Origin of the sequence: Sphingosinicella terrae, from assembly GCF_003347635.1 — a bacterium.
In the GTDB taxonomy this organism is placed as follows: Bacteria; Pseudomonadota; Alphaproteobacteria; order Sphingomonadales; family Sphingomonadaceae; genus Allosphingosinicella; species Allosphingosinicella terrae.
Map to the genome: position 1 here is coordinate 1,058,612 of NZ_QDFY01000001.1, position 19,656 is coordinate 1,078,267.

The following is a 19,656-nucleotide window of genomic DNA, read 5'->3' on the forward strand; positions in this document are numbered from 1 at the left end:
ACATCAAGACGGACAGTGGCACCCCGCTGTACAGCCGAACCCGCATCCCCTCTCCCCTTTTTTGGTTGTCGGTTCGGTTATACAAGTTACTAGGGTCAATGCAATGCTACAAATGCCGCCAGCGGCTCTAGGCAGAGATCAGGGAATGGGCACAGGCGCCGTTCCTCTCATTCAGTTGCACAATTGAACCCTCGCGGGGTTCACCGTCGCCCGAAGAATTCACGGGCGCAAGGATGGAGATCCCATTGATGCAAATGACTGAATTCAGACGCGTAACCGGCCCACAGCCATCAGTCCTGGTGTTTCTGTGACCTTCAGGGTGCCTGGGTGCTTCACCCCGGCCGGTGTCGAACTCGGCCGATGCAATGCATGAATGCAGGGGCGCAGAGCTGATCAGCCGAATGCGGCTGGAATTGAATCAACAGGCACATGACGTGCGGGCGAAGCTCGATGATCACCTTGACCGAGAGAAGCTGCGAGCCGCGCGGTGTTGTCGAATATCGTGAACGATGGGTGAGGAGACGATCGGTGCTCGGCGCTGCCTCCAGCACCTGAGGCGGGGTGGGCCGTCGCTGCCCTCGATCCGGCCCGAATCAGTCCACGAACTGGTCGACGAAGCGTGCCTGGGCGGCAAGACGGACCGGCTGATTGACGGCGCCGTAGCCGGAATAATCGCGTCTCTGGACGAGCTCAAAGAAGAACCTCTTCTCGAACGCGCGGGTGTAGAGCTGAAAATAGTCGCCGGAGGCGTCGCGGTCATAGAGCAGGTCGAGCGCCCGCAGCCGCTCGACAAACGCCTCGTCCAGCGCGAGTCTTGCAGCGAGATCGTCATAATAGTTGGATGGGATGGCGAGCACCGGAAGCCCTGCCTCCCGGATGGCCGACGCTGCCTCGAAGATGTCTTCCGTCCCAAGTGCCACCGACTGGACGCCCGATCCGTAATGATGGTCGAGGAAGCGACGAGCGAGCGTCTGCGGCGCGGCAGAGGTATTGAGGACCAGCCGCACTTTCCCATCGGCGGATTCCAGTGCCTGGCTCTCGACCAGCCCCGAAGGGTCGGTGAATTCGCTGGGCATCGTCCTGTCCACCTCAAACAGGCTCGCATAGAATAGTACCCAAGTGAGCATCTCGTCGTAGAACATCACTTGAGCGACATGATCGACGCGATTGAGGCCCACCTGCGTCGGCTCCGCGGGCAGCGGCTCGAACTCGGCGTCCCAGACAGATTCGGCAAGCGACGCGTCTACCATGTAGATCAGGGAACCGCCGACTCCACGCACCGCGGGGAACGAATGCCGGATTTCGGCCGCATTCGCCTCGAATACCGGGATCGCGAGCGCTCGCGCCCGTTCGAGTGCCGCGCCGGCATCGGCGACCCGAAGGCCGATCGCGCAGACGGACGCCCCATGGACCAGGTCGTAGCTGTGGGCGAAGCCGACCGGCTCCGCATTGATGACCAGGCGCATTTCGCCCTGTTGCCAGACGCTCACGGCCTTCACCTGGTGCCGACCGACGCAGGCGAAGCCGAGGGCGGCGAAGAGCCCGCCGAGCTGCTCGGCCTCCTCGACATTGGCCGCGAACTCGATGAACTCGACACCCTCGACGCGCACCCGGTCTGGCAGGGAGGGAGCTCCTCGGCGTCGGCCCACCCGATCTCCCAGAACCAGGAGCGAGCGGCGGCCGTCGAGCGCGATCTCCCGCGCCGAGCCGGCGCGGAAACGATCGTTGAAGATCTCAAGGCTGAGCGGCCCCTGATATCCGATCGCCTCCAGCGCCGCGACATAGTCGATCACCGGGAGATCGCCCTGCCCCGGCATGTTGCGGAAATGCCGGCTCCAAGCGAGTTCGTCCATCCGCAGGAGCGGCGCGTCGGCCACCTGCACAAGGAAGATCTTGGCGGGATCGATGGTGGCGATAGAGGCGCTGGGGATCCGACGCGCCAGGCTGTGGAAGCTGTCGAGCACCAGCCCCACCGCCTTGTGATCAGCGAGCCTGACCATCGCCCAGGCATCCCGATGATCGTTGACATGCCGTCCCCAGGCCAGTGCTTCATAGCCTATCCTGAACCCCCGCCGCGCCGCCCGTTCACCCGCTTCGTGCAGGTCGGCAGCGATCCGATCGGCATCGCCCAGTGAATGTGGCGAGACGTTCGAGCAGACGAGGAGGAAGTCGGCGCCGAGCTCCTCCATCAGGTCGAACTTGCGCTCGAGGCGGTCGAATACATGCTGCCTCGTCGCCTCGGGCATCCCCTCCAGATCACGGAATGGCTGGAACGCCGTGCAGACGAGGCCGAGAGCGTCGATCATCTTCCTGATCTCCGCAGGTCGAGCGGGATGCACGACGAGGTCGTTCTCGAAGATCTCGACACCGTCGAACCCAGCGGCGGCAATCGCCTCGAGCTTCCGATCGAGCGGCCCGCTCAGCGACACGGTGGCAATCGACGCGAGCAAGGAGCTGGTTCCCCGTGAAAGTTCTGACGTGTACGAACCAGTACGTTCTCAGTCAATGCGCCGATCATCCGCAAACTGCTTCGTCACCCGCCGAGCGGCCTTGTCCGTGCGCCCTCCAACCGGCAAAGTGAGGGAGAGGGCGGCGCCAGCCGGCCGACTTCATTACGCGAGGCATGGTGTCAACGAAGGCCGGAACCAGGCGCCGATCCCCGAAGGACGCCGGCGCGAACGCTTCCCAGAGGGCGACGCGGCGGGATCCCGACGCGACCCGGGCGAACATCATCGAAGTGGCGACGCGCGAGTTCGCGGAGAACGGCCTCGATGGCGCCAGGGTCGACGAGATTGCGGAGAAGACCCGCACGTCCAAGCGGATGATCTACTATTATTTCGAGAGCAAGGAAGGGCTCTACAAGGCCGTCCTCGAGAACGTCTATCGCGAGATCCGCACCCGGGAGGCAGACCTCGGCCTGGAGAGGCTGCCGCCGGAAAGGGCGCTTCGCAAGCTGGTCGAGAGCACTGTCGAATATGACGATTCCCGCCCGCATCTGTTCCGGCTGGTCGCGATCGAGAACATCAATTACGGCCGACACGTCCAAGGCTCGTCGAGCATCCAGACCAACAACGCCAGCGCGACCGAGATCCTGAGCGACATCCTGCGGCGAGGTGCCGAGGCGGGCGTGTTCCGCAAGGACATCAACCCGACCGACCTGCACATGGTGATCAGCGCGCTCAGCCTCTTCCGCGTCTCCAACCGCTATACATTCGGCACCATCTTCGGGACCGACTTCAGCGATCCGGCCGTGCGGCGACGCCACCGCAAGATGATCGGTGATATCGTGATGCGCTACGTCGCACCGCAATGATCTTCGGTGGACGTCAGCCTATCCGAATTCGGCAAAGGATCGGAGCATCCGGTCCCGGTCGGCCTCGCAACCCGTGAAGGCGTCGAACGCTGCAGCGGCCTGGAAGACCACCATCCCGCTGCCGTCCAGGGTGCGGCAACCGATTGCCCGCGCCGTGCGGAGGAGCGCCGTTGCGAGCGGGAAATAGACGATGTCCGCCACCCAAAGACCCGCATGAATCGCCTCGGCCGGAACCGGAGCGCCGGGATGTCCCTCCATGCCGATCGGCGTCGCGTTGACCAGGCCGTCGGCCAGACCGATCTCGAAAGCTGCGTCTTCGCCGATTCTGATCGCTCGGCCGGGATAGGAAAGCCGCAGATTGTCGGCGAGCGCCCTGGCGCGCTCGGGATCGACTTCGACCAGTACGAGCTCCTGCGTCCCCGCCGCCAGCAATGCGTCTGCCGTCGCCGCGCCGGCGCCTCCGGCGCCGATCTGCACGACGCGGGACAAAGTCACGCCTGGAAGCCCACGTCCCAGACTTTCGGCGAATCCCAGGCTGTCGGTATTCTCGCCGATCATGCGTCCGCCGGCGAAGATCACCGTATTCACCGCGCCTACGCGCGCGGCATTGTCGGTCAATTCATCGAGGAGCGCGACGACGGACTGTTTGAACGGATAGGTGATGTTGAGCCCCGCAAAGCCCATGTCCGCGGCGGATCTCAGCATCGGCCCGAGGTCGGCAGGTCCAAGGCCCAGGGCCGCAAAATCGTAAAGGCGGTACACGAGCCGCAGGCCCTGGGCGTCAGCCTCGCGCTGATGCAGAAAGGGCGAGCGCGAGCCGGAAATGTCGTTGCCGAACAGCCCGGCCAGAATTCCGGTCGAACGCGCGCGCGCGATCTGCTCGTCGACCTTGGTCGCGGCCCAGTGGCCGTCCGGCTCGCCCTCTGGCTGGGCACGGCTAGCGGGCACTGGCCAGCTCCAGCCTTCTCACATCCCCCACGATGAAGATGTAGGCCACGGCTCCAACGAGGGCGAGTGCGCCGATATAGGCAAGCGCCCAGTGGAAGCTGCCGGTGCTCGCGACCACGAAGCCCACTACGACCGGGGTCAGGATGCCGGCCACATTCGCGCAGAAATTGAAGATCCCTCCGGTGAGGCCGATGTGGGTCTTAGGCGCGACGTCGGTGATCAGCGTCCAACCCAGATTGACCATGCCCTGGCCGAAGAAGGCGACCGACATCACCGCGATCACGAGGGTGTTGCTGTCCACATAATTCGCCGCGACGATCGTGGAAGCGAGCAGGAGGCCGCTGACGATCGGCAGCTTTCGTCCCAGATTTGCGGAGCCAGTGCGGCGGATCAGCCAGTCGGAGAGAAAGCCGCCGACCAGCACGCCGACCGAGGCGGCGATGTAGGGCAGGACCGCGAAGAACCCCGATCTTATCCAATCCAGCCCGCGCTCGGTGGCCAGGTAGGTCGGAAACCAGGTGATGAAGAAGACCAGGGTCGAGTTACCGGCGAACTGACCGATGGAGGCGCCGAGGATCTGCCGCTTCGACATTAGTTCGCGGACGGCGGTCCAGGAAAAGACCACCGTCTCGCCCTGGTCCAGCCCCCCGCCGGCGCGGATGTGCTCGAGTTCGGCGGCGGCGACACGCCGGCTCTGCGAAGGATCACGATACGCGGCGTAGAAGAACAGGCCGTACAGGATGCCGAGAGATCCGACGATGACGAACATCCAGCGCCATCCGAACGATGCGACGACCCAGAAGAGCGCCGGGCTGAGAAAGGCGAGCCCGAAATATTGGCCAACCGCATAGACGCTGGTGGCGCGAGCCCGCTCCGCCTGCGGAAACCAGCTGGCGAGGATGCGGCTGTTGCTGGGGTAGCAGGGTGCCTCGGCCAATCCGAGACCAAGGCGATAAGCGAGCAGGGAGCCGACATTGTGGGCGAGTCCCTGCAGGAGTGTCATGAAGGACCACAGAACCAGCGAGGCCGAATAGACGAGCCGTGTTCCGAAGCGATCGAGGACAATCCCGCCGGGAACCTGCGCCAAGGCATAGGTCCAGGAGAAGGCGGAGAAGATCAGGCCCATCACAGCCGGAGAGATGTCGAGCTCGTCGGTCAGGGCCGGCGCCGCCACGCCGAGCACGGCGCGATCGAGATAGTTGAGCATGGTCGCGCCCGTGATGAGCGCAAGCACCCACAGGCGCGCCCTCGTGCGCGGCGTCGCCCCGGTGGCGTCCAGCGGAGCACTCCTCATTGAATGCCCTGCGCCAGCAGCGCGATGTACCTCACGGCGAGGGCGTATCCCTGCACGCCGAGGCCGGCGACATTGCCGGTGACGACCTGCGTCATGATCGATCGTGAGCGCCAGTCCGCCTCACGGCGATGGATGTTGCTGATATGAACCTCGATGCTGGGACAGTCGCACATCCTGAGCGCATCGAGGACGGGATAGGCCGCGTAGCTGAAGCCTGCGGGATTGATGACGATCCCGGCGGCGCCGGTGCGGGCCTCGTGCAGCCAGGCGATCATTTCATGTTCGGCATTGGTCTGGTGGAACCGAAGACGCAGGCCGAAGGCCTCGGCCTCGCTGCGGCATAGGGCCTCGACATCGCTCAACGTCGCATGGCCGTAGATGCCGGGCTCGCGCAGGCCGAGAAGGTCGAGGTTCGGTCCATTGAGAACAAAGACGATTCCAGGCGCGTCCAACTCACCCTCCCCCATTTTCCGAAGGCCCCAGGCTCCGGCTTCTTCTTGGCCGATCCTTAGATGAATCTGCGCCGGCGCACCAGCCACTTTGTACCGTCGGGTTCACATTAATGGCCCCCGGCGCAGCACCGAGAGCCGGTGCCGTCGTTCATTGGGTAGAGGCCGCTTTCGCGCTGCAAGCGAGAACGGGAGGTGAACTTTCTCTCTCATTCCTTCTCTGGACACAGGACGGAAGCGATGGCCTCGGCTACCCGGCCGAGGCATGGGCGCCGGGACAAGTGCACTCCCATCGAAACATCGCTATGTACAAAACGGTTCGTATATGACAGACACGAATCGACGAGACGCGGCGGGACAGTCGCGCAGGAGAGGAGGCTCCGAAAGTGCCGAACAGACCGGCGCAGGGCCGTCGCTTGCGCAAGTCCCCATGCGGACCGTTACCAAGGGCAATGGACAATGGGGGAGTTCGGCGATGCGGCGTTTCGATCGGCTTTCAACCTTTTCCCTGGTGGCGTCGCTGCTGAGCAGCGCCGCCTATGCCCAGGAGGACCCCGCCGCGGCGCCCGACCCGGCGCCACAGATCGAGGAGGAAGCAGGAGAACAGCTGTTCGTCACCGGGTCCCGCATCGCGCGACAGGATTATGTCTCGACGAGCCCCCTCGTCACACTGGGGCAGGAAACGCTCGAGAGTACCCCGTCGGTCGGCGTCGAGTCCGTTCTCAACCAGCTTCCCCAATTCGTGCAAGGCCAGAACCAGAGCGCCATCGGCGCCGTCGCCGGCGGCGGACGCGCAACGTTGAACTTGCGCGGCCTGGGCGAGACCAGGAACCTCGTCCTGCTGAACGGACGCAGGTTGCCGCTGTCCAACGCCTTCGCCGTCGTCGACGTCAACATCATCCCGCCGAACATCATCGAGAACGTCGAGACGATCACCGGCGGCGCGTCGGCGGTCTACGGCTCGGATGCGATTTCGGGCGTCGTCAATTTCCGGACGCGCCGGGCATTCGAGGGCGTCGAGCTGGACGCGCGGATCGGCTCGAGCTTCCACGGGGATGCGGGCACCCGAAGCTTCGGCGTCCTCGTCGGCACCGGCACACGCGACGACCGCGCGCGGGCCGTCCTTTCGCTCAGCTACAACGATCGCGAGGTCCTGTGGGGCAGCGACCGCGAGGAATTCTTCGCGCTCGGCGTCCTCTCCTCGTTCATCGCCCAGGGGACCTACGTTCCCTCGGCGACCAATCTCCCCGACCAATCCGTCGTGAATGCGGTCTTCGCGCAATATGGCATCGCGCCCGGCGCGGTGCCCAATTCGCGCAGCCTCGGCTTCAACGACAACGGCACGCTGTTTTCGCAGATCGGCGCGAGCAACTATCGGGGTCCGACGACGGGGCTGTTCTCCACCTTCGGCGGCATCGTGCGGCAGCCGGTGACGATGCAGGAATATATCGTCCAGCCCCTGCATCGGCTGAACCTGTACGGGTCAGCCGAATATGACCTCACCGACAGCATCACCGCCTACGTGCAGGCGCTCCACACCGATTATCAGGTCACCGGTCAGGTCGGCTGGACGCCGACCCTGTTCGTCGCCCCGATCACCATTCCGGTCACCAATCCGTTCATCCCGGCGGATCTGAGGACAATCCTCGCCTCGCGACCCGACCCGACGGCCCCCTTCACGCTGAACCAGCGCTTCGTTGGCTTCGAGGATCGCAAGTTCATCTCCGACGTGAACGTCACCCAATATGTCTTCGGTATTCGCGGCGAGCTCGGAGTGTCCGACTGGACCTGGGACATTTACGGCCTCCATGACTCGATGGATCTGGTCGAGACGCAGGACGCGGCGCTGCTGCTGTCGCGCCTCCAGCCTCTGCTCAATGCTCCCGACGGCGGGGCGTCGCTTTGCGCCGGCGGCTACAATCCATTCGGTCTTGCCGCGTCGACGAGCGTCTCGCCGGCGTGCCGCGACTATGTCGAGACCGAGACGCACGATTTCACCGAGACGAGTCAGGACGTCCTCGAGGCCAACCTGACCGGCGGGTTGTTCGCCTTGCCCGGAGGCGACGTCCGCTTCGCCGTCACGGGCACCTACCGGCGCAACCGGTACGAATATGATCCCGACCCGATCCGCGAGAATGGCGACCTGATCGGCACTCTCGCGTCCGTCCCGACCCAGGGCCGGATCAACGTTAAGGAACTCGGCGTCGAGCTGCTGCTCCCTATCCTTCGCGACATGCCCTTTGCGCACACGCTGGAGGTCAATCTCGGCTACCGAATTTCCGACTACAACATCACCGGAACGGTGAACACGTATCGCGCAGAGGGATTATGGCGCCCGATCCGCGCACTGCTCATCCGTGGCGGCTACGAGCGCGCGACGCGTGCGCCCAATATCGGCGAACTGTTCAGCACCAGCCAGACCGGGCAGGTCCAGTTCGGCTCGCCGCCGAGCGGCGGCGATCCTTGCGACGTCCGGTCGGCGGCTCGGACAGGCGCCAATGCCGGACAGGTGAGAACCCTGTGCCTGGCCACCGGCGTGCCGGCACCGATCATCGACCTGTTCCAATATACGACGGTCGCCATTGCGTCTGCCACCAGCGGCAGCACGGCTCTCGAGCCGGAGACCGCCGACACCATCACCGCCGGGCTGGTGCTCTCCGCGCCTACGGGCAATCCATGGCTTTCCGGGCTGTCGCTGTCGGCGGACTTCTACGACATCAGGATCCGCGACGTCATCTCACAGGTCTCGGCCGTGACAACCCTCAACAAATGCTACAACCTCGATGGAACCAATCCAAGTTACGACCCGGACAATGCATTCTGCCAGTTGATCAGCCGCGACGCGACAGGCGGCATCTCGGTCGTGTCGACGCCCTATCTGAACCTTGGAGGCCTGCGCACGCGCGGCGTCGACATCCAGGCCGACTGGCGTCTCAACCTGGAGGAGACCATCGGCGTGCCCGGCCGGCTTCACCTCAACGCGGTCGTGAACTTTCTCGACAGCTATCGCGTGCAGATCCTCCCGGGCGCCGCCTTCGTCGAATATGCAGGGACGATCGACGGGACCCAGGCCGCGACCACTCCGCCCGTGGGGCTGCCGCTTCCCAAGTCGAAGATCTTCGCCAATATCTCTTATGGCATCGGGCCCGGGACGATCGGGCTGCGCTGGCGCCACCTCCCGTCGATGCGGGATGTGACGTCGGTCACCCGGCCCGCCAATCCCGCCCCGGGAGTCCCCTCCTATGACATCTTCGATCTCAACGCGGCGTGGGAAGTCAACGAGCAGTTCGGATTCAACCTTGGCGTCACCAACCTCTTCGACGCCGACCCGCCTGTGGTAGGAGGGACGCTCGGGCAGACCCAGCCCGGCACCTATGACATCATCGGCAGGTCCTTCTATGCGGGAGCCACGATCCGTTTCTAGGCAGACCTCCCCGGGCTTGCGCTTCGCTAACGCAGCCCAAGCTCCTGGACTGGCGGCGAGGCCCCACGGGAACGACCCTCGCCGCCAGTCCCTTCTCCGCGATTCCCGAGCGTGTGCCGTGTCGAGGCGAGTCTCTTGTCTCGCTGCAGCGGTCGCGCTGACCGCCGCCACCGCGATGCCGGCCGCGTCGCAGAATATCGCAGCTGAGGTCGTGATCGCCGATGCGCCAATACTCGATGACCGGTATCCCAGAGTGACGGTCGAGTTCGGCCGGGGCGTGACCGGCTTGCCGGACCTCACATATTCGGTCGTCCCGGGATTCCGGCCGTTGACCCTCGACCTCTATCTGCCTCCCGCCTCCAGTCGCAGCGCGCCCTCGGGCCGGCCCTTGATACTCTACCTGCACGGGGGCGCCTGGATGGGCGGACATGCCCGACATGCGGGCGCAGTGGCCGACTTTCCCGGCTTTCTCTCCGCTGTCGCGGCGAAGGGCTACGTCGTCGCCTCCGTCAATTACCGGCTAAGTGGCGAGGCGCCCTTCCCGGCCGCGCTCCATGACGTGAAGACCGCGTTGCGATGGCTCCGCAGGAACGCACGGCGATACCGCATCGATCGAGACCGCGTGGCTTTATGGGGTGGATCGGCCGGCGCCCAATTGGCCGCGCTCGCTGCCACCAGTTGCGGCGTCGCCGCGCTCACCCCGCCCGGATTGCCCCCCGAGCTCGCAGCCGAGTCGGATTGCGTCCGCGGGGTGGTGAGCTGGTACGGAATCTTCGACTTCACGACGTTGCGGCCGCAAGCGGCCGCTCGTCCGAGCCCGCCTACGCCCGAAGCCGTCTACCTGGACTGTGGGGCGTCGCCGTGCGAACCGTCGGTCATGTCGGCGGCGAGCCCGATCCACCATGTCGATCCCACGGATCCGCCGATGCTGCTGATCCACGGCATGCAGGATCGGCTGGTCCGGTACCAGCAGTCGGTGCGGATGGCGGAAGCCCTGAGACTCGCGGGGATACCCGAGCGGCTCCTCCTCATCCCCAATGTCGACCACAGCTTCATCGGGGACAGCGCGGCGATGACGGCCGAGTCGACGCGACGGGCCCTGGGGGAGACGATCGCTTTCATCGACGCCTTGCTGCAGCCCTCGACGCGATGACCATCATCGGGATAGACCATATCAACATCCGCACGTCAGCACTCGCGGAGACCATCACCTTTTACGAGCAGGTACTGGGGCTCAAGGCCGCACCGCCGCCGCACATGGACCCGCTGCGCAACGCGTGGCTCTACGACGAGAAGGGTCGGCCGCTGGTCCACATCAACATGCCGGCGCCGGGGGAAGCCGAACCCCCGCTGGAGGGACTGAGCCGCCTCAATCATGTCGCCTTCCAATGCTCCGGCTTCGCTGCGATGCTGGAGACCCTCAACAGGGCAGACATTCCTCATCGGCTCTCGGGCGGGGACGGCCGCATGCGGCAGATCTTTCTGCATGATCCCAACGGCATCCGGCTGGAGCTCAACTTTCCCGAGTGACACCCGGCGGTCATCACAGGGAGATGAGCCAGGATCATGCCCGTGAGGCCGACAGTCCACCGCCCGCCGGCAGCCGGCTTTGTGCGCGCGCCTGCGACTTGGACCGTTACGAAGTAAACGCCCTGCTCTGAAGCCCTCGCCGTCCGGTAATCCTCGTGCGCGCGCTCAGCATCGCACATGCGCCGGATTGGTCATCAGCCCGCGCTTCGGCGGCAGTAGGCTCTTCAGTCCACGTCCTCCCGCCTCCCATCGCATCATCACACGGATAAGCTGGCGGTAATCTCGGCGGCCTTCGCTCTCAATAGCCCTTGGTCGGACGAAAAGACGAACCACGATATCCCCTGCGACCTGAAGAAGCGATACTCCTCGAGCGAGGATACGAAAGCGCCGACCGGCTTGCTGTGAAGCCTTCCCGCCTCCAGAATGTCTTCGATGGCTTGACTCAAAAGTAGGTCATCCTGGCCGAGACCGCCAAGCGACAGCGCAAGATCGGCACGCCCAATAAACAATCCATCGATAGCCGTCGCCGCAATCTCGCTGACATTCGCGAGGGCGGCCGCACTCTCGATTTGGACGATGACCGGCCTCGCGTCTCCGGCGGCAACGGCTTCGTTCGCAGGGAGCGTCCCGTAGCACGACGAGCGCGGAGAACCTGAATAGCCACGCGTCCCGCCGTTGAAGCGGGCAGCAGAAAGGACTGAGACAGCCTCAACCGCCGTGTTGACGTGCGGCACGAGCAGCCCGGCGGCGCCGGAGTCGAGACTGCTGGCAATGGTCGAGGGCTGCTTATCCCGGACGCGAACGAAAAGGGGCAATCCGGCGGCACGACCGGCGATCATCGCGAGATCGATGTCCCCCCGTTCCAGCGGCGCGTGCTCCTCGTCGAGAACCGCGAAGTCGAAACCGGCGAGAGCCAGGATTTCGACGATCTGCGGTGCCGGCGTCTTTATGAACGTGCCCGTATGTACTCCGGCGGTCGGCAATCGGTAGGACATGAATGAAGAGCCTCCAACGGGATCGAGCGAGCGCGCCTTTGCGCGCCGGGGATGCGGATCACATGGAGTCAATCCGCTCCGTGAAATGACACGCCGCGAGCGCTCCTCCTGCGCCAGCCAACAATTGCGGCTCGACCTCGGCGCAGAGCGGCTGGGCGAGCGGGCAGCGGGTTCGAAAGCGGCAGCCGGAGGGCGGATCAATCGGCGACGGCGGAACCCCAGGAAGGCGGATATGCCGGTGCACCGCGTCCGGATCAGGCGCGAGCACTGCCGAGAAGAGCGCCTTGCTGTACGGATGGCTCGGCCGGTCGCGGACGATCTTGGTTGGCCCCGTCTCCACGATGCGCCCGAGATACATCACGGCGATGCGCCGGCACATGTGTGCCACTACGTCGAAATCGTGCGAAATGAGCAGGTAGCTCAGGCCGAGGCGCTGCTGGAGATCCCGGAGGAGGTTGAGCACCTGGGCGCGGATCGACACGTCGAGCGCAGAAACCGGCTCGTCCAGGATGAGCAGGCGCGGCCGTTGCGAAAGGCTGCGCGCGATGGCGATGCGTTGCCGTTGCCCGCCCGAAAATTCGTGCGGGAACCGCGTCGCCGCCTCCTTCGGCAGCCCGACAACTTCCAGGAGCTCGGCCACGCGATCCCGTCGGTCGGCAGCACTTAGCCGTCCATCGGTGATCAGCGGCTCGGCGATGATCTCCTCGACACGCATCCGGGGGCTGAGCGAACTATAGGGATCCTGAAAAACCGTCTGGATCTGAGCGCGATATTGTCGAAGCGTCGCGGCGTCGGCATTCTGGACCTCCTCGCCTTGAAAAAGGATCCGTCCCGCGGTGGAGGGCTCAAGTCCTAGAAGCATCTTCACGGTCGTCGTCTTGCCGCATCCGGATTCACCGATGAGCCCGAACGTCTCTCCTTCGGCGATCGAAAAGCTGATGCCGTCCACGGCGCGCACGACCGAGCGCTCTCCCCTGTGGAACCACGGCGATCCGACGGGATAATGTTTGGCGAGGCCGCTGACCTCGAGAACCGGAAGCGTCATGGCGCCACCGCGCGCCAGCAACGCGCCCGATGCCGATCTCCCACCACCCGTTCGATCTGCGCCTCCCGCGAGCAACGTTCCTGCGCTGCACTGCAGCGTGGCGCGAAGCTGCAGCCCGGCGGCAGACGCGAAAGATCCGGCGGCTGACCGGCGATGGTGGGGAGCCATTCGCGCTCAACTTCGCCATTCGGGATCGAAGTGAGCAGGGCCCTGGTGTAGGGATGCTTCGGTGCGTTGAAGATCTGCCGAACCGGCCCCTTCTCGACCGCCTGGCCCGCATACATGACCAGAACGTCGTCGCAGACGCGGGCGACCACGCCCATGTCGTGAGTCACCATCACCAGCGCCAGGCCGTAGGTCTCGCCGAACATCTTCAGCAGATCGAGATAAGAGGCCTGGGCCCTTGGATCGAGCGCGGTGGTTGGCTCGTCGGCAATCAGGACGTCCGGATTGCAAGACATGGCGATCGCGCCGACGATACGCTGCAGCATCCCGCCGCTCATCTGGTGCGGATATTGTGTAAGGCGCGTCTCCGGGGTCGAGATGCCGACAGCCGCCAGCAGCTCGACCTGGCGCGCGCGCAAAGCGTCGCCCTCCAACCCGCAATGGATCCGCAACGGCTCCGCGAGCTGATCTCCGATCGTGAACAGCGGATCGAGAGCGACCATCGGATCCTGGAAAATCATCGAGATGTACCGGCCGCGAATTGCGCGAAGCCGCTCCTCGCTCGCCGCAAGAAGATCCTCGCCGCGAAACCGTATCTGGCCGGCGATCCGGGCGGTCCTGGGCAGAAGACGAAGCAAAGACATCGCGGTTGTCGATTTGCCGCAACCCGATTCGCCGACGATGCCCAGGGTGCGCCCTCGGTACAGCGTGAAGCTGACGCCGTTGACGGCCGGGATGTCCGCACCATCGCGCGACCGGCGCAGCGTGACGCTCAGATTGATCGCCTCCAGCGCCACCGCGGTCTCGTCAAACGTCACCGGCCTCATTGATATTTTATCCTAGGATCGATCACACCGTATGACATGTCGATGGCGAGATTGACGAGCACGGTACTCAGCGTGATGAGCAACACCCCGGCTTGGATAACGGGAAAGTCGTGGTTCACCAGCGCCTCGATCATCAGGCGGCCGACGCCCGGCCAGTTGAACACCACTTCAATGATCACGGCACCGCCCACGAGGTTGCTGAGCTGCAGGCCGAGGATCGCGACGATCGGAACCAGCGCGTTGCGCAGGGCGTGCTTCCAGATGATCAACCGTTCCGGCAGGCCCTTGCTGCGCAGGAACTTGATATATTCCGCGCTGGACGTCTCGAGCATCGCGGATCGCGTCAGCCGCACGATAGATGCCATCGAATGCAGCGCCAGGGTCATGGCGGGCAGCAGCAACGACAAAGGGTGGGCGCGCCCGCTGGTCGGCAGCCACTGGAGCATGACTCCGAACAGCAGGATCGCAAGGATGCCGACCCAAAAGCTCGGCGCGGAAAGGCCCAGCGCGGCGAAGGCGCGAATCGCCATGTCCGGCCATCTCCCTTGCCTCAAAGCAGCCAATATGCCGAGGAGGATGCCGAATACCGTGGACAGGATGAAGGCCGCGAGGGCAAGCTGCAGCGTGGCGGGGAGGCGTTGCACGACCAGGTCGAACGCCGGTTGCTTATAGCGCAGCGAGGTGCCGAAATCGCCGGAGATGACATCTCCCACATAGATCGCATATTGGACGAAATATGGGCGATCGAGGCCGAGTTCGGCGCGCACCTCGGCGATCTCGGCCTCCGTGGCGTCCTCGGCTACCAGGCTGAAGGTCGGGTCGCCCGTTGCACGCACGGCGACAAAGACGATCAGCGACACCGCGACGATCGTTATCGCGGCCCGTCCCAGGCGCCGTAGGAAATAGGACAGCATCAGCGCGCTCCGCTCACAACGCGCTCGCACGCGTATCGAGCCGGTCCCGGAGCCAGTCGCCGAACAGGCTCGTGCCGAGCACGGTGATCGTGATGGCGAGACCGGAGAAGGTCGGCAACCACCAGGCCGTGCTGAGATAGGAACGGCCCTCGAACACCATCATGCCCCACGCGGTCGCCGGCGGCTGGACGCCCAGCCCGATGAAGCTGATTCCGGCTTCGATGAGGATGGCGCGGCCGACCTGGAGCGTGACGAGGACAATGCATGTCCCGAAGAGGTTGGGCAGGATATGACGCCGGAGTATCCGCCCATGGCCCGCATTCGCGACCTTCGCCAGAAGGACGTAGCCTCTTTCCCTCAGCGACAGCGCCTCCGCCCGGATGATGCGCGCATAGTCGGCCCAGAACAGGAAGATCACGGACACCACGATCGTAACGAGCCCGCCGCCGATCACCGCACCGAGCAGGATGATCAGCAAGGTCGCCGGGATCGACATCTTGATGTCCACTATCTGGCTGATGATGGTATCCACGAACCCGCCGAAATAGCCCGCCGCCATACCGGCGGTGATCCCGATCATCGCGGCGAGCAGCACGCCCACGGCCGCGATGGTCAGCGACACGCGCGCGCCTTCCATGAGCCGGCTTAGCAGGTCTCGACCGAGCTGGTCGGTACCGAGCGGGTAAGCCCACTCGCCGCCAGCCAGCCAGACGGGAGGCTTCTGCGGCGTCATCAGGTTGATAGCGGTTGGATCGTGCAGAAACAGCAGGGGACCGAAAATCCCGAAGACGAGCACGGGCGCCAGCAGGGCGAGGGCGAACCATGGCAGGCGCGGCCTCGATCCGGATACGCGGATCGCCTCGGGGGATGGTGGCGTCGGGTAGGTCGATGACATGGGACCGGGGGGTTCTCTTCCGTTCAAGCGCGCGTCACATCGCGCAGCCGCAGCAGCGGCACGTCGCGATTCGTTGGCCTGAAGTGCACGCCCTCGCGCATCATGTAGACAACCACGTTGTTCCAGAGCGGAATGATGGCGACGTCCTCGTGGATCTGGCGGACGCACGCGCGCACCGCTTCCGCGCGTTCCGCCTCTGTGGGCGCGCGTATCGCGCGATCGACGAGGCGGTCGAAGACTGGGCTGCGATACCAGCTATTGGGGGGGCGCGAACCGTAGCTGAAGCGCATCGACTCGACTGAATCCGAATAGTTGGCGAACACCGCCGTTGCGATATTCACCATCATGCTATGTGGATTTCGCGCATGTTCTCGATTGAAAGCAGGCGTCCCGGCCGAATCCACGCCCTCCGGCTCAACGTCGATGCCGATGCGTCGCAGGAACAGCGTCACCACCTCCGCGGTCTCGCGACCGCCCTGATAGTTACCGACGAAATAAATGAGCGGCATACGAAAGCCGTTGGGATAGCCGGCCTCCGCCAGAAGCCGACGCGCGAGGGCCGGGTCATAGGCGCGGCGGCGGAGCTCCGGATCGTATCCGACTTCGTCCGGGAAAAGGCCGGGTAGCGTCCTCGGAATCCCTCCGAAGACCCCGTTGACCATCGCCTCCTGATCGATCGCATGGGCCATGGCCAGCCGGACACGGCGATCATACCAGGGTGCCTCCGGATTGAGCATGTGGAATCGGAGCGCGAAGGTCGGATGCACGTTCGCGTCCGCCCGCGCGAAGCCCTGGCGCTGCAGTTCCGGGACCATCGGAAATGGCACCGCCATCACGATATCCGCCTCGCCCGATTGCAGCATCGCCACCCGGGTCATGTCCTCAGGCGCGAAAATGATCCGAGCCTTGTGGATCTGAGGCCGCTCGCGCCAGTAGGCGGGGAAGGCATCGAGATCGGCAAACTCGCTCTCAACGAAGCGAACGAACTGATAGGGGCCCGTCCCGACGGGATGCGTCGCGAAACGCTCCTCGCCGACGTCGCGCAGATAGGACCGCGAAAATACGTAGGTCCCGCGCGTCCGCAAGTAGGTGCCGCCGGATGTGCGGAAATGGAAGCGGATCGTCCGCTCGTCCACCACTTCCAGGCGCTCGAGGTCGTAGCAGCGGCTGCGATAGGTGGGCTGCCCGTCCATGCATCGTTCGTGGCTGAAGGCGATGTCCTCGGCGGTGACAGGCATGCCGTTGTGGAACCGGATACCTGGCCGCACGCGATATTCGACCACCCGCTGATCGTCGGAGATCGTCGCTTCGCACAGGCCGGGTCCCACGCTTCCATCTGGCCCGTTGTCGAGCAACGTCTCGAAAATGTTGTCGGTGACCGGCTTGAGCAGGTTGAGCGAGCCGCCCGACTTGCTGAGATCCAGCATCGGCGGCGACTGATTGGTGACCGCGGTGAAGCGACCCTCGCCGCCCCTGCTCCGCGGCGAGAGCAATGCTCCGACACCGGCGACGGCTGTCGCCGCCCCGGTACCGGCCATGACCTGCCGCCGCGTCCAGCGTGCCATTCTACGACTTTCTCACCGGCTGGTCACTTCGACGTCGACACGCTGTCAGGCTGCCTGCGAGTTGGCATAAGCTTCCTCGCGAAGGCGCGTCTTCAGATGCTCAGCCGAGTTTGCCGGGATGCGCAGCGGCCGGTCCGGCTCCACCCAGAGGCGCAATAGCAGGCGCTGTCGCATGGCCGAGTTTTCGAACTTGCGCCGGCCATGGATGTGGTTGCGATTGTTCCAAAGCAGGATCTCGCCGGGCTCCAGCAGGAACTCTGTCTCGTTGCGACTCGCGCTTTCGTTGAAGAAGTCCATGGCTTCGCGCAGCTTATCGGGGAGCGCCTCACCCCGCTTTTTCGCGGCCAGCAACATCGAGCGCCAATGAACGTAGATCGAAAGACCGTCGGGAAAGGCGAAGACCGGCGCCTTCTCTACCGTCAAGACCTCCTGTTCACCGATTGCATGATAATAGCCCTCCTCGAGCGCCTCGAGGAGGTCCGGGCGAGTTCGAACGAAGTCGTTGTAGATCGCCGCACCGCTGGCGAGAATGCTCTCACCACCTCGCTCGGCGCGCTCGACGCACATGAGCCCGACGATCTCGTTGGTGTCGGTATGGTAGCCGGCGGCTTCTGAGTTCCGGTAGCCTCGTCCCTTGGTCTTGGTGTCGTAGGGGTTGTCCTTGTCCGGCTCGTCCTGGACATAGGATATGCGGTCACCGAGATGGTTCTGGATCACCGGCGCGCCGAGATTGACGCCAAGGCCCCAGTAGATCCGTTCGAACGCCTCCGGGTCGAAGCGGTCCGGGGACAGGCCGGCGAGGATGATGGCGCCCTTTCCGGTCCGTAGCTCGGTCATGATCCGGCTGACGAGCATCGTGACCTCCGGCGCGGCGAACTCCGCGCGCGTGACCTCCCGGACCCCGCGATGACCGGTTTTGGAGACCAGCGTCGCGAGCGCCTCGATCTCCGCCGACCCGAATTCATGGACGAACTCCGCCTTGGGAAGAGCGCTCCATGCGCTTGGGTCCTGGATCAGTTTGCGTGGTACATCCGTCATCTGGCGTCTCCTTGAGCTGAAGCGATCCTTGCTCAATCGAATGGCGCGAAATCGTCGGCCCGATATTCGAGCCCGAGGCCCGGCGCGTCCGACACGCGGATCTTGCCGTTCACCGGCAGCGCCATGCCCGGCACCCGCGAGAGCTCCTCGAGGGGAATGCCGGCCGGGGTGCGCAAATTGAACTCTGCCTGGGGGATGCCGGGCATGGCGAGGGAGAAGTGCTGCCCTTCGGGCCGTCCGGCGCCGACGTGGAGGACCATGGCAAGCCCAGCCGCCTCCGCCAGCCCATAGATCTTGGCGGTTTCTGTCATGCCGCCGGTCCAACTGATGTCCGGCTGGACGATGTCGACACCGCGCCGCTCGATAAGCGATCGGAAGGCATGGCGTCCTCGATGGGTCTCACCGGTGGCTAGCGGGAGGCCCGGCACGGCCGCCTTGATCCGGACGTGGCCGTCATCGTCCCAAGGCATCAGCGGTTCCTCGAACCATGACAGCCGATAAGGAAGCAGCCGCTCTGCGACCCGAATCGCAAATTCCACGTCGTAGCTCATCACCGCGTTGAGCATCAGCTCCGCGTCGGGGCCGATCTTCTCCCTCGTCTCGGCGACATACTCCTCAAGGCGGTTTATGCCCTCGAGCCCATCACCCGGCTGGATGAAGTTGTGAATCTTGAAGCGCCTGAAGCCGAGCTCCATGGCCCAATCGACATTGCCGGTCGTCACGTAGACGTCGAGTTCGTCGCGGGCCGGTCCGCCAAGCAGCGAATAGACCGGAACCCCGAGCAGCTTGCCCTTGAGATCCCAGAGCGCGATGTCGACCGCAGCTTGTGCCATGGCCGTCAGACCCGCATGTCCCATGCGCTGGAACGAGCGCCACATCAGGTCATTGAGTAATTCGGTCGCCATGCAGTCGCGCCCTGCAAGCAAGGGCGCGATGTGCCGCTCCACGATCGGCTTGATATATTCGCCCCAATGCGTGCTGCCGATCCCCCAGCTCCCGTCCTCGGCGGTAACGCGGACATAGGCCGTCTGGGTGAAAAACGCCTCTCCGGGGCTGTGCAGGCCATTGAGATTGGCCTGGTAGCGATGGATCGGCTGCGGATTGTTCCGCGCCCGGCCCGGCTTGCCCATGGCGGAGAGCAACGGACCACGCGGCGGGGTTCGCGGCTCCGGAAAGCGGCGAACCAGCTTGAGGAACTCGATCGATTTGATCTTCATCACTTGGTCCCGGCTTTGCGGCAGGGACGCGGCCGCA

Annotated in this window: 16 protein-coding genes; 4 read left to right on the forward strand and 12 right to left on the reverse strand. The window is 64.5% G+C overall.

What is annotated here, in order from left to right; all coding sequences use genetic code 11:
• Positions 1-593: 593 nt before the first annotated feature.
• Positions 594-2,450, reverse strand: a complete 1,857-nt coding sequence (locus DDE10_RS04965; RefSeq protein ID WP_114951545.1) for a bifunctional sugar phosphate isomerase/epimerase/4-hydroxyphenylpyruvate dioxygenase family protein — start codon at positions 2,448-2,450, stop codon at positions 594-596.
• 287 nt (positions 2,451-2,737) lie between these two features.
• Here DDE10_RS04965 and DDE10_RS04970 point away from each other — a divergent pair, with 287 nt between their 5' ends.
• Complete coding sequence (locus tag DDE10_RS04970; RefSeq protein ID WP_284734447.1) at positions 2,738-3,313, forward strand: TetR/AcrR family transcriptional regulator; 576 nt, start codon at positions 2,738-2,740, stop codon at positions 3,311-3,313.
• A gap of 18 nt (positions 3,314-3,331) precedes the next feature.
• Here the strand turns inward: DDE10_RS04970 and DDE10_RS04975 are convergent, their stop codons facing one another.
• The 3 genes from DDE10_RS04975 to DDE10_RS04985 are packed head-to-tail and all read right to left on the reverse strand — an operon-like array spanning position 3,332 to position 6,007.
• On the reverse strand, positions 3,332-4,261 hold the full coding sequence (locus tag DDE10_RS04975; RefSeq protein WP_284734448.1) for a shikimate dehydrogenase: 930 nt from the start codon (positions 4,259-4,261) through the stop codon (positions 3,332-3,334).
• Complete coding sequence (locus DDE10_RS04980) at positions 4,251-5,555, reverse strand: MFS transporter (protein ID WP_114951547.1); 1,305 nt, start codon at positions 5,553-5,555, stop codon at positions 4,251-4,253. Before DDE10_RS04980 ends, DDE10_RS04975 begins: the two co-directional genes overlap by 11 nt.
• On the reverse strand, positions 5,552-6,007 hold the full coding sequence (locus DDE10_RS04985; RefSeq protein ID WP_284734449.1) for a type II 3-dehydroquinate dehydratase: 456 nt from the start codon (positions 6,005-6,007) through the stop codon (positions 5,552-5,554). The genes DDE10_RS04980 and DDE10_RS04985 overlap by 4 nt, the downstream gene beginning before the upstream one ends.
• A 472-nt stretch (positions 6,008-6,479) precedes the next feature.
• Between DDE10_RS04985 and DDE10_RS04990 the strand changes: the two genes are divergently transcribed.
• The 3 genes from DDE10_RS04990 (at position 6,480) to DDE10_RS05000 (ending at position 10,958) form a co-directional block, all read left to right on the forward strand.
• Positions 6,480-9,428 carry a TonB-dependent receptor domain-containing protein gene (locus DDE10_RS04990; RefSeq protein WP_162806296.1) on the forward strand — a complete coding sequence of 983 codons (2,949 nt, stop codon included), beginning with the start codon at positions 6,480-6,482 and terminating at the stop codon, positions 9,426-9,428.
• A gap of 118 nt (positions 9,429-9,546) precedes the next feature.
• Positions 9,547-10,581 (forward strand): alpha/beta fold hydrolase, encoded by a 1,035-nt coding sequence (locus DDE10_RS04995; RefSeq protein WP_162806299.1) that lies wholly within the window; start codon positions 9,547-9,549, stop codon positions 10,579-10,581.
• Positions 10,578-10,958 (forward strand): VOC family protein, encoded by a 381-nt coding sequence (locus DDE10_RS05000; protein WP_114951551.1) that lies wholly within the window; start codon positions 10,578-10,580, stop codon positions 10,956-10,958. Before DDE10_RS04995 ends, DDE10_RS05000 begins: the two co-directional genes overlap by 4 nt.
• A 257-nt stretch (positions 10,959-11,215) precedes the next feature.
• Here DDE10_RS05000 and DDE10_RS05005 read toward each other — a convergent pair whose 3' ends face one another.
• From DDE10_RS05005 to DDE10_RS05040, 8 genes are all read right to left on the reverse strand, one after another.
• The gene (locus tag DDE10_RS05005) at positions 11,216-11,953 is read right to left on the reverse strand and encodes an HpcH/HpaI aldolase family protein (protein ID WP_114951552.1); all 738 of its coding nucleotides are present in this window, start codon (positions 11,951-11,953) and stop codon (positions 11,216-11,218) included.
• Positions 11,954-12,011: 58 nt separating this feature from the next.
• On the reverse strand, positions 12,012-12,998 hold the full coding sequence (locus tag DDE10_RS05010) for an ABC transporter ATP-binding protein (RefSeq protein WP_114951751.1): 987 nt from the start codon (positions 12,996-12,998) through the stop codon (positions 12,012-12,014).
• Positions 12,995-13,960: an ABC transporter ATP-binding protein gene (locus DDE10_RS05015; RefSeq protein ID WP_162806302.1), complete on the reverse strand. Its 966-nt coding sequence runs from the start codon at positions 13,958-13,960 to the stop codon at positions 12,995-12,997. Before DDE10_RS05015 ends, DDE10_RS05010 begins: the two co-directional genes overlap by 4 nt.
• 26 nt (positions 13,961-13,986) lie before the next feature.
• Positions 13,987-14,904 carry an ABC transporter permease gene (locus tag DDE10_RS05020; protein ID WP_114951554.1) on the reverse strand — a complete coding sequence of 306 codons (918 nt, stop codon included), beginning with the start codon at positions 14,902-14,904 and terminating at the stop codon, positions 13,987-13,989.
• 13 nt (positions 14,905-14,917) lie between these two features.
• Positions 14,918-15,799 carry an ABC transporter permease gene (locus DDE10_RS05025; RefSeq protein WP_114951555.1) on the reverse strand — a complete coding sequence of 294 codons (882 nt, stop codon included), beginning with the start codon at positions 15,797-15,799 and terminating at the stop codon, positions 14,918-14,920.
• 23 nt (positions 15,800-15,822) lie between these two features.
• Positions 15,823-17,154, reverse strand: a complete 1,332-nt coding sequence (locus DDE10_RS05030) for an ABC transporter substrate-binding protein (RefSeq protein ID WP_162806304.1) — start codon at positions 17,152-17,154, stop codon at positions 15,823-15,825.
• A 255-nt stretch (positions 17,155-17,409) separates the two neighbouring features.
• On the reverse strand, positions 17,410-18,438 hold the full coding sequence (locus tag DDE10_RS05035; protein WP_162806306.1) for a TauD/TfdA family dioxygenase: 1,029 nt from the start codon (positions 18,436-18,438) through the stop codon (positions 17,410-17,412).
• Positions 18,435-19,619: a mandelate racemase/muconate lactonizing enzyme family protein gene (locus DDE10_RS05040; RefSeq protein ID WP_114951558.1), complete on the reverse strand. Its 1,185-nt coding sequence runs from the start codon at positions 19,617-19,619 to the stop codon at positions 18,435-18,437. The genes DDE10_RS05035 and DDE10_RS05040 overlap by 4 nt, the downstream gene beginning before the upstream one ends.
• Between the last annotated feature and the right edge of the window lie 37 nt (positions 19,620-19,656).

Excerpts from the sequence above, each read along its gene's own strand:
- DDE10_RS04980 (WP_114951547.1), bottom strand. The coding sequence starts at position 5,555 with ATGAGGAGTGCTCCGCTGGACGCCACCGGGGCGACGCCGCGCACGAGG.
- DDE10_RS04990 (WP_162806296.1), top strand. The coding sequence starts at position 6,480 with ATGCGGCGTTTCGATCGGCTTTCAACCTTTTCCCTGGTGGCGTCGCTG.
- DDE10_RS05000 (WP_114951551.1), top strand. The coding sequence starts at position 10,578 with ATGACCATCATCGGGATAGACCATATCAACATCCGCACGTCAGCACTC.
- DDE10_RS05005 (WP_114951552.1), bottom strand. The coding sequence starts at position 11,953 with ATGTCCTACCGATTGCCGACCGCCGGAGTACATACGGGCACGTTCATA.
- DDE10_RS05010 (WP_114951751.1), bottom strand. The coding sequence starts at position 12,998 with ATGACGCTTCCGGTTCTCGAGGTCAGCGGCCTCGCCAAACATTATCCC.
- DDE10_RS05020 (WP_114951554.1), bottom strand. The coding sequence starts at position 14,904 with ATGCTGTCCTATTTCCTACGGCGCCTGGGACGGGCCGCGATAACGATC.
- DDE10_RS05025 (WP_114951555.1), bottom strand. The coding sequence starts at position 15,799 with ATGTCATCGACCTACCCGACGCCACCATCCCCCGAGGCGATCCGCGTA.
- DDE10_RS05040 (WP_114951558.1), bottom strand. The coding sequence starts at position 19,619 with ATGAAGATCAAATCGATCGAGTTCCTCAAGCTGGTTCGCCGCTTTCCG.